The organism is Chryseobacterium sp., from assembly GCF_008831505.1.
GTDB lineage: Bacteria > Bacteroidota > Bacteroidia > Flavobacteriales > Weeksellaceae > Marnyiella.
In genome coordinates this window covers 2,325,497-2,338,156 of the sequence record NZ_CP044507.1, presented here as the reverse complement: position 1 = coordinate 2,338,156, position 12,660 = coordinate 2,325,497, and the positions used below count along the sequence as shown (strand labels likewise).

Below are 12,660 nucleotides of genomic sequence, written 5' to 3'. Positions count from 1 at the left end.
TAATTAAGGTTTCAAAGATACCAATTTTTAAGAAAACACAACAAAAAACCACCCGAAAGTATTGTAATCGAGTGGTTTTTTATGTGAAATGGAAGTTTTGCGTTAAGAAATGATCTTAAGCTTCTTCTGTAGTTTCTATCGTTTTTTCCATTACTACCTTTCCTCTGTAGTAAAGTTTTCCTTCATGCCAGTGAGCTCTGTGGTACAGGTGCAGTTCACCTGACGCAGCGTCTTTAGCAAGCTGAGGAACTGATGCCTTGTAGTGCGTTCTTCTTTTATCTCTTCTTGTAGACGACTGTCTTCTCTTTGGATGTGCCATTGCTAATAATTATTAATTATTCTATGTTAATTTTTATCTTTTAATTTTCTAAGGGCGTCCCATCTGGGATCTGCCTCCGGTTCTTTATCTGTTTCTACCTGCGGTTTGTATTTCTCCAGGTTCTCTATATCCTCATCGGAAATATTTGGTGAAATCTTCTTCATCGGAATCGCCAGCATCACCTCTTCATAAATAAACTGTGCTACATTGAAGGCATGATCATTCCGCGGAATGGTTATTACTTCCTCTTCACTGTCATCATACTCCTCACCGAACTGTACAAGTAGCCGCATCTCGCTGGATATAGGATGGTCAAACTGATCATTCGTAATATCACAGGTTAGGTTTACAGTTCCTGAAGTAGTTATCCAGAACTCCAGAAAAGTAGTGTGTTTCTCCATTAAAACATCAGCAACCAGTTTGGGGTCTGTAAACTCCTGCTCTGTATCAAACAGCTGAAAGAACTCCTTATCTATCTCAAACCGGAAGTTATGCTTTCCGTTTTTAAGGCCGGAAAATACAACTTCATATTTTCTTAGCTTCTCCATAAAATGAGTGTGCAAAAATATGCATTATTTTTTAATTAGCAAATATATTTCAACCAATGTTCAGTAATTGGCTGCTCTTTGGTAACGCATTCAGAATTAAAAAGGTAACGCGCTATCTGCATGAACCAAAAAATGGTCATGTTACCTTGCTGAATCTTTAGGCAAATCTTCATCCACACCAGTGTCTGCTGCAGCTCGCTTTGGTTTGAGTCGGGATTCCATTAATGCCTGATATTCGGATCGGTTTTTAAAAATCCGCACTGCCGCAAAAACTGCTTCACGAAAACTCTGTTCATCGGCGGTGTTTTGTCCTGCTATATCGTAAGCGACACCATGATCCGGTGAAGTACGTATAAATGGCAGGCCCGCGGTATAATTCACTCCGTCTGCGTACGCCAGGGTCTTGAAGGGAGCAAGCCCCTGGTCATGATACATGGCCAGTACAGCATCGAAGTTCCGGTACTTCTCCGGCTGGAAAAAACTGTCGGCCGGGAAGGGACCGAAAGCCATTATGCCATTGTCAAAGATTTCGGCAACAGCAGGCTGAATGATTTCAATTTCTTCCCTTCCGATCTGACCGCCATCACCGGCATGTGGGTTTAGACCCAATACGGCAATCTTGGGTTTCTGGATCTGGAAATCCTCTATAAGGCACTGATTCAGAAGTTTGATCTGTTTCTTTATCTTTTCTTTTGATATGCTCGCGGCCACCTGCGACACCGGAATATGGTGGGTGGATACTGCGACCTTAAGGTCATCTGTTACCAGGAACATGAGTCCTTTTTTGCCGGCTTTCTCTTCCAGGTAACCGGTGTGGCCGGCATGAGCGAAACCCTGCTTCATCATTTCGTCCTTGTTGATGGGTGCGGTTACCAGTACATCGATGTCGTTATTTAGTAATGCGGACGTAGCGGCCTCCAGAGAATCAATCGCCATTTTGGTAGATTCTTCTGTGGGTTTGCCCAATTCTACATTTACATTGTCCTTCCAGAGGTTCACCATATTAATTTTGCCGCCCTGAGCTTCGGAGGCCTCATTTACATAATGGAAACTTTGCTGGAGTTTGAAGATGTTTTTCTGATAAGTGAAGAGTTTACCGGATGCAAAGATGACAGGTGTGAAAAAGTCAGTGATGCTTTTGTCGTTCAGGGTCTTCATTATGATTTCGGGGCCGATGCCGTTAAAATCACCAACCGAAATTCCCACCCTCACCTTATGTTGTTTTGAACTCATATCACTATCTTTGAATTTGTTTAAAGGTTACAAATTTATAAATAACTTTCTGTATTAATATACAGTCAACCGAACATCATCCATAACACTTTATTTTATGTTTACAGGCATCGTTGAGTCTACCGGCACCGTGGAGAAAATAGAAACACAGGGCCGCAATATCCATTTTACCATGAGCTGTGCATTTGCTCACGAATTATCAATAGACCAAAGCGTTGCGCATAATGGTTGCTGTCTCACGGTGGTGCAGTTGCTGGAGGGCGGTTATGTGGTAACTGCAATAGACGAAACGCTGAAAAAAACAAATCTGGGTAGGTGGGAAGTAGGCACAGAGGTGAATTTGGAGCGCTGCATGCAGATGAACGGCCGGTTGGACGGGCATATTGTGCAGGGACATGTAGACTTGACTGGCAGGCTTATTGCTATGGAGCAGAAGGACGGAAGTTATGTGCTTACCTTTTCCTATGAAGAGGAAAGTGATTTTATAACAGTTCCGCAGGGATCCATAACAGTAAACGGAATCAGCCTAACCGTTGCCGAGAGCGGCGACAACCGTTTTTCGGTGGCCGTGATTCCTTACACCTGGAATTTTACCAATATGAAAAACTTAAAAGTCGGCGATGAGGTTAATCTTGAATTTGACATCATCGGAAAATACATAGCCAAACTCACAGCCAAGCATGCCACTTAGTAAATATAAAGGTTACAGTCTTCGGAACCGGGTTTTCTGGGGTTTTATCGTAGTTTGTATTCTGAGCATGGCGGGTTCGTCTATACTTTCCTATTTTCTGCTGAAGAACAATGCCAAGGAGCAAAGCCGTACGGATATGCAGAACAAGACCAACAGCCTTATGGCTGCACTGGACTACGCCGTGAGCCAGAAACCTGTAAGTACGGAGCAGTTGCCCGAGGTCCTGAAAGATAAGATTCTGGAAATTGCCGATATCACTAAACAGGATATTATAATTTATGATCTGAACGGTAATTTTCTCCTTTCCAACCGGGAAAGAAATTTGGTGGCACAGAAAAAAATACCACAGAATATTTTACACGGCGTAATTGCCGGTAACAAAAGGGTCGATGTGCAGGAATACGACGCCACCGTGGGTGCTAATAAAACCTCCTCTTATACCATTTTTCAGAATAACTCGCTGGAGCCTATCGCTATAGTTTATTTTCCTTTCTACCATAACGAAAGTGCGTATTTGGATATTCTGAATAAGTATCTTAAGTACATGCTTTTGGTCAATCTGCTTGTAATTGTTTTCAGTATTTGGTTAAGTTGGGTTATTTCTCGACATCTTACAGATGCAATCTCCAGGTTTTCAGAGGTAATTACCCGCATCACTATCTTTGATAAGGAAATGCAGCCCATATCGTATTATCAGAACGATGAGTTAGGTGCTTTGGTGAAAGCCTATAATAAGATGATACTTCAGATTCAGGACCATAAGGACCGCCTGGCCTTCAGTGAAAAGGAAAAAGCCTGGCGCGAAATGGCCAAACAGGTGGCACATGAAGTGAAGAATCCGCTTACGCCCATGAAGCTTACCATCCAGAATTTTGAACGGAAATTTGACCCGGCGGATCCTGACATAAAAGAAAAGCTGAAAAAAATGAGTTCATCTGTGATAGACCAGATCGATATGGTAGCCACGGTGGCTACGGCTTTTTCACAGTTTGCGCAGCTTCCGGAAAAAAATAATGAGACCTTTCATCTGAATGCAGAGGTGGAATCCATTCTCAGGATTTTTAATGACGACCGCATTTTTGTTCACAGTAACAGAGAAGATATCCTTATTAAAATGGACCGCATTTATCTGAACCGGATCATCACCAACCTAATTACCAATGCAAAGCAGGCTGTTGAAGACGTGGCCGAACCTATTATTAATGTAGATCTGGAGCAGATAAACAAAAGGGTAATTATCTCTGTAGATGATAACGGGGTGGGAATTGACGGCAGTATGATTGAGCGTATATTTGAGCCAAGTTTTACTTCCAAATCATCAGGTATGGGTCTGGGACTTACTATGGTGCGCAGGATGGTGGAAGATTACGGTGGGGTGATCACCGTTAAATCCGAACCCGGCAAGGGAGCTAAGTTCACCATTTCGCTGCCTACAAATCTGTAATGAAACCTTTCCGATTCCAAAATTTTGAAATTAGTCAGCAGGCTGATGTTTTCCGGGTAGGTACAGACGGGGTGCTCCTGGGAGCGCTGTCGCATCTGGACGGTGTAAAAAAGGTTTTGGAAGCGGGCACCGGAACAGGTCTTATTTCCTTAATGCTGGCACAGCGCAATCCTGAACTGCACGTTACTGCTCTCGATATTAATCCCGAAGCAGTGGCGCTTGCAAACAGTAATTTTCAGAATTCTCCTTATCGCGACAGGTTGCGGGCACTGCAGGCTGATTTTAAATCATTCAGCAGCGATTCGGAATTTGACCTTATCATTTCCAATCCACCGTATTTTGAAGTTAATGAATCTGCTAAAGATGTTTTCGCCCGGCAAACTATAGAAATGGACGCAGCTGTAATTCTGCATCGCGGCGTAGGCCTGCTTCGGGACGGTGGAATTATTTCCTTAATTGTCCCTTCGGGTCAGTCCCCGGGCCTGGAACACATTGCCCGGCAACTGGGACTGCATTTGATACGGAGGATAAATATTTTCGGAATTGCCGGTGGCCCTGTCAAAAGGAATGTACTGGAATTCTCCAAAAAAGAGATTCCTGCTACGGAGCAGGAATTTGTAATTGAAAAAGGCCCCAGGGTTTATTCAGAACAGTATCTGGAAGCCACCCGGGACTTTCATGTATTCGGTAATGGAAGCTAAATAGAAATTAGCCGGCCGGATTATTCAAACAGTTCAGCAGTGTCCAGCACTGAAACGTTTCCATCTTCACAGCGAATAGCCTCACCCGGAAAATTCTGTATCATGTGGTAATCGTGCGTGGCCATTACCACGGCAGCATGGTTTTCAACCGCTACTTTCTTCAGAAGCGTCATAATCTCATTGGACGTTTCGGGATCCAGGTTTCCTGTAGGCTCATCGGCCAGGATAAGTTCCGGATGATTCAGTAAAGCCCTTGCAATCGCTACACGCTGCTGCTCGCCACCGGAAAGCTCGTGCGGCATTTTGTGTTTCTTGGTTTTCATACCCACGCTTTCAAGAACTTCATTGATGCGGTCGTCCATTTTAGTTTTATCCGTCCAGCCTGTAGCCTGCAGTACAAACTTCAGGTTCTTTTCAACCGTGCGGTCAGGCAGCAACTGGAAATCCTGAAATACGATGCCCAGACGTCTGCGCAGGTCCGGGATTTGTGAGGTACGCAGTTTAGCCAGGTCAAAACCTGCCACGCTGCCTTCGCCTGCGGCTAAGGGGATGTGTCCGTAAAGTGTTTTCAGCAGAGAACTTTTACCGGAACCTGTTTTGCCGATCAGGTAACAGAATTTACCTTTTTTTATGTGAAGATCCACCATTTTGAGAACAGTAAAGTTTTTCTGTGCAATGGTAGCATTACTAAGGTTGATGATGTTCTCTCCGGTTTCGTGTCTGTGCGGCATTGGTCTTTAGTTGAATTGTATAATTTTCAAAAATAAATAATCCTGTACTGTAATCCTAAATTTTTAGGAAAAGTTTAACAACAAAAAATGCCTGAAAAATTTCTTTTTCAAGCATATATATGATGTAGAGATGTAAAAATTATCTCTTAGCGCGCTGAGCACTAACTGTCAGGCTTTTTCTGCCTTTCGCTCTCCTTGCAGCAAGTACTCTTCTGCCGTTAGGTGTAGACATTCTTTCTCTGAAACCGTGCTTGTTTCTTTTCTTTCTTTCTGATGGTTGGAATGTTCTTTTGCTCATCGCTAAATATTTTTAGTAAATACTATCTCTTATTTTTCAGATTGCAAAGATATGAAAGTTTTTATTGTCTGCAAATTAATTTGTAAAAGTTTGTTTGGTTGCCTATTTAATAAGTTTACTGTCCCACCTATATAATCTCTGACCAATTATACTTGTGATTATTTCATGTTATCAATGAATACTTTCTTCAGTACTATGCTGCCGTAGTAGATTAAGCCACTTCGCGTAGCAGTTTTAGTGACAGTTCTCCAAGATGGTGCAGCTAAAAGCCTTATATTTGTGCCCTAAATTTACACTGGTACATGTTCACTCCTTCAGAAATTTCAGAGATTAAAAACCTTCTTGTTCCCGAAAATAAAATTGTTATTATCACTCACTATAACCCCGATGGCGACGCTGTTGGGTCCAGTTTGGGTCTGAAGCATTTTCTGAAACAGATGGGTCTGGAGGCTGATGTAATTGTACCGAACGATTTCCCGAAATTCCTGAAGTGGATGCCGGAATCCAAAAAAATAATCATTGCCGATTATAAGCGCAAAATTGCGGGTGAAGCCATTTACAATGCAGATGTAATCTTCATCCTCGATTTCAATGCCGCACACCGCAGCGGCAATCTGGTGGGTCCGTGGCTGGAGAAGGCCAGAGCAAAAAAAATTCTTATAGACCATCACCAGCAGCCGGATGACTTTGACTTTGTCTATTCTGATGTTACGGTTCCTGCAACCTCGCAGATGATCTATCATTTCATTCAGGCTTTGGAAGAAGAAGATAAGGTGAACCTGGACATCGCACAGTGTCTTTATACAGGCATCATGACCGATACCGGCGGATTCCGGTTCCGGTCCACCAGTGCGACCACGCACCGGATTATCGCCAACCTGATTGAAAAGGGTGCCGATCCTGCCATGATTACCTCCAGCACCTGGGATACGAATACCGTTTCGCGACTGCATTTGCTCGCGCTTATCCTGGGCCGCATAGAAGTAGTGAAAGACGGTAAAGTAGCAATCCTTTGGCTGAAACGTGACGAACTGAAGCAATACGGTTTCCAGAAAGGCGATACCGAAGGATTTGTAAACTACGGTCTCAGCATAATGGGCACACAGGTTTCTGCGTTTTTTATGGAAGATCTGTATGAAGATTTCATCAAGATCTCATTCCGCTCCAAGGATGATGTGGATGTGAACCAGTTTTCAAGAAATCACTTCAACGGTGGCGGGCATATTAACGCGGCCGGCGGGAAATACATGAAAACCATTGAAGAAACTATCGCAGACTTTAAAGAGAAGATTGAGGCGGAGGACTTCTAAATAACTTCGTGCTTATGGCTGGTGGTCATTTATTTCAGCAGAAGAACGGCAATGGCAATGATCGCAGGCAACGCCTGCACAAAGAATATTTTACGTGAGGCCGAGAGTGCTCCGTAAACCCCCGCTACCACCACACAGCCCAAAAAGAACAGTGCCACATTCTGCGACCATATTTCATCGGCAATAAATAAAGACCAGATAAGCCCGGCTGCCAGGAAACCGTTGTACAGCCCCTGATTGGCTGCCAGGCCTTTAGTCGGTGTGAAAAGATCATCAGGTAGTGCGCCTTTAAAGGTTTTCCGGCCCAGTGTTTCCCAGGCAAACATTTCCATATAAAGGATGTAAAGATGCTCTATGCCAACGATTGCGATAAGAATCTCTGACAGAAGTTCCATATTGTGATTTTGGGTTGAAATTTAACCTGATTACCTTCCTTACTAGAAGACGAGATTTTTAGGCAAATTATGTAGCAGTTCAGTATTGAGGATGGCAGCGCATACTTCCGGTTTCTCCCAATGCCCGTTGTGTCCGCAGTCCAGTAAATAGGATTTAATATTGGTACGGTCCGGCAGGTTTTTTAGAATTACTTCGGTTTTAACCGCATTGTCGTATTTTCCGGCAATCACCAGGATCTTACCCTCAAAATTTTCCATAACTGAAACTTTGTCCGTTCTTTCCACCATTCCTTTCACGGCGGCCAGGGCTCCCTCGCTTTTTGTGGAGAGGGCAATCTCCTTAGCCAGTTCGATTTTGCCTTCCAGTATGTCCTTCTCATTTTCGCTGAAAAGATTTGGGATTCCGGCTCTCACATAATTTGGGAATGACTCCTTGATAATCCTGTAACTTTTTCGTCGCTGTTCCTTTTTTTCGGCATCATCCGCATAGAAAGATGAGAAGAATAAGGTCAGTGACTTTAAGCTTTGGGGAAACTTTTCTGCGAATGCCAGCGAAGTGTACCCGCCCATGGAGTGGCCAAGCAAATGGAACCTGTCGATTTTTAGTTTGTCGGTTACCTTCTTCACCTCTTCGGCCATTAGTTCCATGGTATGGACTTCATCCAGTATTTTGGAGAGTCCATGGCCGGGCAGGTCTATTTTTACCAGTCGGAATTTTTCGGACAGAAAAGCCTCCATTTCCTCCCATATCATTAGATTTTCCATGAAGCCGTGCAGTAATACAAGGTTTTCGGTGCCGGAACTGGATATTTCGTAGTGAAGCATAATCAAAATTATAAAATTTTTTCAACAGAAACTAAAGTGCAGTATATTAGAAATGGATGTCTATATACTCCACAAAACCTTCGCCGCCTTTTTTATTCTGCAGTCTCCAGTACGGTCCCTTTTTCTCATCTTTAAATGAGGTTTTTGATGTCCGTCTGAATGCTGTTCCGTTAATTTTTTGTTTTATTACACCTTCAAAATTGAGATACTGCATTGTAACCACCTTTAAATCGCCGTTTATTTCCACAAAATCATTTCCGGAGGAAGCCTTGCCGCTCACTTTATATTGGTCACGTCCGTTTTTGATAAAATGGACTGTTCCTGAAGCCGGAATTTCGCTGTGCGTAAATCTATGGCGGCCTGTCAGGTCGCGATATCTGTTCTGGCTGTTCAACGCGCGTATACTGTCATTGTAAACCGTACGCGCCGCGTTTATAGAATCTATTACGCGAAGGGTATCGGCCAGTTTTTTCTGTTCGTATTTTTCAATGTTCTTATTGCAGGATATCAGGGAAAGTGAAAGAAGCAGTATCAGTTTTTTCAAAGTCTCAATGTTTTAACAAAGTTAATCAATTGCTTCTGCTGAATGACGACCTGTCGTAACTTTATAAAAATTTCAGTACTGCGAAAAGTGATACCGAACTTATCAGAATCCAAAGCAAAATCGCCAGCAGAAATGGCTTTGGGCCAATCGACTTCAAATTCAAAATTGAAAGCCCTGTGCCTATAAGGAATAAGGCCAGTTTAAGACCTGCTTTCGATATTTCCGCGATGTAGGGTGTGATATTCTTCAGAAAAGGCAAATAGGTATTTAACAGTATCGCCAAAATAAAGAACGCAATAAAGAGTGGGAACCGGACCTTTGTTTCCTTTTTGTAAACAATTGAAAACAGAATCACTACGGGAATGATGAATAAAGCGCGCGCCAGTTTCACCGTGGTTGCGATATGCAGCGCCTCGTCTCCAAACTTACTGGCTGCTCCAACCACCGAACTTGTGTCGTGTATTGCTATTGCGGCCCAGATACCGAACTGTTGCTGGCTGAGTCCGAAATACATCCCTAAATAGGGAAAGATGAGTAATGCAAAAGCATTTAGCAGGAAAACAATTCCCAGCGCTATTGAATTCTGGCTGTTGGTGGAATTGATTGTTGGCGATACGGCGGCAATGGCGCTGCCACCACAAATGGCAGTGCCCGCGGAAATGAGTTGGGTGATTTTGCGGTCAATATTCAGCATTTTTCCCAAGAGCAGGCCGGCCGCAAATACCAGAATAATTGTAAATACAGAAAACAGAAAACCTTTGCTTCCGGCCTCTATGGCCATTCCCAGGTTAATGCTGAAACCGAGACCCACAATACTGTATTGCAGCACTTTTTTAGTGTATTCCGGCAATCGCTCTATTTTGGTCTGAAAAATATTGATGAAGAAGACACCGAGCAGCAAAGCAACGGGCGCCGACGTGAAAGGAAGCAGAGAAACGGCTGCGAGAACAAAAAATACAACTTTCCCTAAATTCCTGTTTTTACCCATAGTCTTTTACTGATTCCTGCAAAGTTATTTAAAGAGAATCACTCTTTGTGTAATATAGGTTACAAAGCCTTACATTTACCTTTTATATCTTTTCTGAAACTGTATAAAAATTTTAAGTAATGAAAATAATATCGTCCCTTTTTATTGGTCTGCTGTTCTTTAACCTGCAGTGTAATACCACCAAACCTGCGGAAGTAAAGACGCAACCGACTGGTATTAAAGAACAGGTTCGGCAAGGCGCTATGCTTGTAGATGTCCGTACCCCTGAAGAATTTGCAGAAGGAAGCATAGACGGTGCAATTAACATCCCGCTGGATCAGGTGCAAAGCCGGGTGGATGAGTTCCGCGGTAAACCTTCTGTAATCGTCTTTTGCAAAAGCGGAAACCGCAGCGGCCAGGCAATTAAAATTCTGGAGGAAAACGGAATTCACAATGTAACCAACGGAATAAATGTTCCGCAAATGAAAGAAGCGCTGAAGTAGAAAATAAAAGTTCCGGCCGCAGGCCGGAACTCTGTCTATTTTGAATTCTTATAGTAACCGATACCGCACTCCAGGAATTTCTTGAAGACTTCCTTGTCGCTGTTGTATCCTTTGAACGGTGCGTTAATCACTTTGCCGTCCGGGGTAATTAGAACATAAACAGGCTGTGTATTATCGTTGAAATTGATCTGTTGGAACATACTCCAGCGGTCGCCTATCGTCTTAATCCGCTTCACCTGGCCATTACCCATGTCAATCCTTGTCTGTTGGTCTGCCGGCAGTTCCTCCTTATCATCAACATAAAGCGAAGTCAGTATCACATCGTTTTGAAGGATGGGCAGGATGTCGGGCTCACTCCAGACAAATTCTTCCATTTTACGGCAGTTTTCGCAGCCATACCCGGTGAAATCCAATAAAATAGGTTTGTTCTCTTTTTGCGCGGTCTCAACGGCTTTAAAATAATCATGTTCGGGTTTCATGCCCAGGATACCGTCCTCCACATCATGGAAATAACTCACATTAAGCGGTGGCAAAATGCCTGAAAGCATTTGCAGCTTTGGTCTGTCTGCCGGCACAAGTCCCTGGATCAGGTAAACAAGGAAGCCGATTCCTAATACACCGAAGACTTTTCTGCCGGCTGAAATCTTAGCTTTTTTATCGTCGTGCGGGAAACGGATAATTCCGAACAGATAGAGAACAAGCCCAATCGTAATCAGGATCCACAAAACGATAAAGAGCTCCCTTTTCAGCATAAAGGTTTTCGAAACAAGGTCGGCCTTAGAGAGGAACTTAAGTGCCAATGCCAGTTCTACAAACCCCAGAACGACTTTTACCGTATTCATCCAGCCGCCAGACTTTGGCAGACTTTGCAATGCCTGCGGAAACAGAGCCAGCACGCCAAAAACGATGGCCCAGGCCAGTCCGAACCCCGCCAGGGCGAAAGTAAGCAGCATGGGAACATTGGCGGCTCCCGTAACTGCACTCCCCAGCAAGGATCCCAGGATGGGTCCTGTGCATGAGAAAGATACGATTACGAGTGTAAGCGCCATAAAGAAGATACCAACCATGCCTCCGGCTTCTTCGGCACGTGAAGAGCGGTTTGCTATCGCACTGGGTAGGGTAATGTCAAAATATCCAAAGAAACTGAACGCAAAGAACATGAAGATGGCGAAAAAGAAAAGATTCAGCCAAATTGATGTTGAAATCTGGTTAAAGATATTTCCTGCGATTCCGTCTATAAGATGAAACGGAATACTTAAAGCTGTGAAAATGGCAAAGATGAAGAAACCGTACATTAAGGCATCCCTTACTCCTTTGGATCTGTCCTTGTTTCCTTTTGTAAAAAAAGATACTGTAAGCGGAATCATCGGGAAAACACAGGGTGTAAGCAGGGCAATCATTCCTCCCAGAAAGCCCAGAAAGAGATATGTGAGATAGTTTTCACTCTTTTCCTGTTTCTCCTCACCGCAATCTGTAAGAGGGTTGTTAAAGTCCAGGCTTTCTATTTTAAGTTTATTAGGGTCCAGTTGGGTTAAGGTCCCGGTTTCCGGCTGGCTGATTGCAGTAGCTGCCAGTGTGTCGGTTGTCATGTTGGCACTGTCATTTGGCAGTTCAGCAGCAATCACCGGAACCTCGGCCGCAGCCACGTTTCCATCCGGAGTTACTTTTTTTGCAAATTCCAGAGTGTTGGGCGCCAGGCAAACACGGTCGTCGCAGGTTTGATAGGTGAACTCTGCAGCGATGGTTGCCGGTTGCACCGGATTTTTAAGCCTGAATTTCTGCTTGAACTTCGCCGAATTGGAATAATAAACAATTTGGGCTCCAAAAGCTTCGGAAAATTCATCATGCTTTTTGCCGACTTCCACAATTCCGCCTACAAGAGTTATTCCTTCGGCTGAGGAGATGATGAGTTCTGTGGGAATACCGCTGTCCGGAGGCAGGTCTTTGGAGTAAATATGCCAGCCGCTCTCCATTTTTGCTGTAATTACGGCCTCGTAAAGATTATCGCCCAGCGGCAGAACTTCGTAGCTAAGTTTTACAGGATCTTTTATCTGTGCGGAAAATGTTCCGAAAATGAACAGGAAAGTGAAAAACAGAAATTTGATCAACTTCATTACCCAATATATTTTTATCAGTTAGGGGATAGGTTTG

15 protein-coding genes are annotated in these 12,660 nt (G+C 43.6%); 5 read left to right on the top strand and 10 right to left on the bottom strand.

The features are described 5' to 3' along the window. Positions 1 to 115: 115 nt before the first annotated feature. From rpmF to pdxA, 3 genes are all read right to left on the bottom strand, one after another. Positions 116 to 319 carry a 50S ribosomal protein L32 gene (gene rpmF / locus F7R58_RS11020; protein ID WP_158064965.1) on the bottom strand — a complete coding sequence of 68 codons (204 nt, stop codon included), beginning with the start codon at positions 317 to 319 and terminating at the stop codon, positions 116 to 118. Positions 320 to 345: 26 nt separating this feature from the next. Continuing rightward, positions 346 to 867 carry a YceD family protein gene (locus F7R58_RS11015; RefSeq protein ID WP_158064964.1) on the bottom strand — a complete coding sequence of 174 codons (522 nt, stop codon included), beginning with the start codon at positions 865 to 867 and terminating at the stop codon, positions 346 to 348. 141 nt (positions 868 to 1,008) lie between these two features. Then, positions 1,009 to 2,100 (bottom strand): 4-hydroxythreonine-4-phosphate dehydrogenase PdxA, encoded by a 1,092-nt coding sequence (gene pdxA, locus F7R58_RS11010; RefSeq protein ID WP_158064963.1) that lies wholly within the window; start codon positions 2,098 to 2,100, stop codon positions 1,009 to 1,011. A 97-nt stretch (positions 2,101 to 2,197) separates the two neighbouring features. Between pdxA and F7R58_RS11005 the strand changes: the two genes are divergently transcribed. The 3 genes from F7R58_RS11005 to F7R58_RS10995 are packed head-to-tail and all read left to right on the top strand — an operon-like array spanning position 2,198 to position 4,936. Continuing rightward, positions 2,198 to 2,791 carry a riboflavin synthase gene (locus F7R58_RS11005; RefSeq protein WP_158064962.1) on the top strand — a complete coding sequence of 198 codons (594 nt, stop codon included), beginning with the start codon at positions 2,198 to 2,200 and terminating at the stop codon, positions 2,789 to 2,791. After that, a complete protein-coding gene (locus tag F7R58_RS11000) occupies positions 2,781 to 4,235 on the top strand; it encodes a sensor histidine kinase (RefSeq protein WP_158064961.1) in 1,455 nt (484 codons plus the stop codon). Before F7R58_RS11005 ends, F7R58_RS11000 begins: the two co-directional genes overlap by 11 nt. Further along, on the top strand, positions 4,235 to 4,936 hold the full coding sequence (locus F7R58_RS10995; RefSeq protein WP_158064960.1) for a tRNA1(Val) (adenine(37)-N6)-methyltransferase: 702 nt from the start codon (positions 4,235 to 4,237) through the stop codon (positions 4,934 to 4,936). Before F7R58_RS11000 ends, F7R58_RS10995 begins: the two co-directional genes overlap by 1 nt. A 20-nt stretch (positions 4,937 to 4,956) precedes the next feature. Here the strand turns inward: F7R58_RS10995 and F7R58_RS10990 are convergent, their stop codons facing one another. Then, on the bottom strand, positions 4,957 to 5,667 hold the full coding sequence (locus F7R58_RS10990; RefSeq protein ID WP_158064959.1) for a cell division ATP-binding protein FtsE: 711 nt from the start codon (positions 5,665 to 5,667) through the stop codon (positions 4,957 to 4,959). A 139-nt stretch (positions 5,668 to 5,806) separates the two neighbouring features. After that, complete coding sequence (gene rpmH / locus F7R58_RS10985; protein WP_076385307.1) at positions 5,807 to 5,965, bottom strand: 50S ribosomal protein L34; 159 nt, start codon at positions 5,963 to 5,965, stop codon at positions 5,807 to 5,809. Positions 5,966 to 6,267: 302 nt separating this feature from the next. Between rpmH and F7R58_RS10980 the strand changes: the two genes are divergently transcribed. Further along, a complete protein-coding gene (locus F7R58_RS10980; RefSeq protein ID WP_158064958.1) occupies positions 6,268 to 7,275 on the top strand; it encodes a DHH family phosphoesterase in 1,008 nt (335 codons plus the stop codon). Positions 7,276 to 7,304: 29 nt separating this feature from the next. Here F7R58_RS10980 and F7R58_RS10975 read toward each other — a convergent pair whose 3' ends face one another. From F7R58_RS10975 to F7R58_RS10960, 4 genes are all read right to left on the bottom strand, one after another. Continuing rightward, on the bottom strand, positions 7,305 to 7,670 hold the full coding sequence (locus F7R58_RS10975; RefSeq protein ID WP_158064957.1) for a DUF1304 domain-containing protein: 366 nt from the start codon (positions 7,668 to 7,670) through the stop codon (positions 7,305 to 7,307). Between the two features lie 42 nt (positions 7,671 to 7,712). After that, positions 7,713 to 8,495: an alpha/beta fold hydrolase gene (locus tag F7R58_RS10970; protein WP_158064956.1), complete on the bottom strand. Its 783-nt coding sequence runs from the start codon at positions 8,493 to 8,495 to the stop codon at positions 7,713 to 7,715. A 46-nt stretch (positions 8,496 to 8,541) separates the two neighbouring features. Then, positions 8,542 to 9,039: a hypothetical protein gene (locus tag F7R58_RS10965; protein ID WP_158064955.1), complete on the bottom strand. Its 498-nt coding sequence runs from the start codon at positions 9,037 to 9,039 to the stop codon at positions 8,542 to 8,544. A gap of 61 nt (positions 9,040 to 9,100) precedes the next feature. Then, on the bottom strand, positions 9,101 to 10,027 hold the full coding sequence (locus tag F7R58_RS10960) for a YeiH family protein (protein WP_158064954.1): 927 nt from the start codon (positions 10,025 to 10,027) through the stop codon (positions 9,101 to 9,103). A gap of 119 nt (positions 10,028 to 10,146) precedes the next feature. Here F7R58_RS10960 and F7R58_RS10955 point away from each other — a divergent pair, with 119 nt between their 5' ends. Further along, positions 10,147 to 10,509: a rhodanese-like domain-containing protein gene (locus tag F7R58_RS10955; protein WP_158064953.1), complete on the top strand. Its 363-nt coding sequence runs from the start codon at positions 10,147 to 10,149 to the stop codon at positions 10,507 to 10,509. A gap of 35 nt (positions 10,510 to 10,544) precedes the next feature. On the opposite strand, the gene F7R58_RS10950 is transcribed toward F7R58_RS10955, so the two are convergent. After that, a complete protein-coding gene (locus F7R58_RS10950) occupies positions 10,545 to 12,623 on the bottom strand; it encodes a protein-disulfide reductase DsbD family protein (protein WP_158064952.1) in 2,079 nt (692 codons plus the stop codon). Between the last annotated feature and the right edge of the window lie 37 nt (positions 12,624 to 12,660).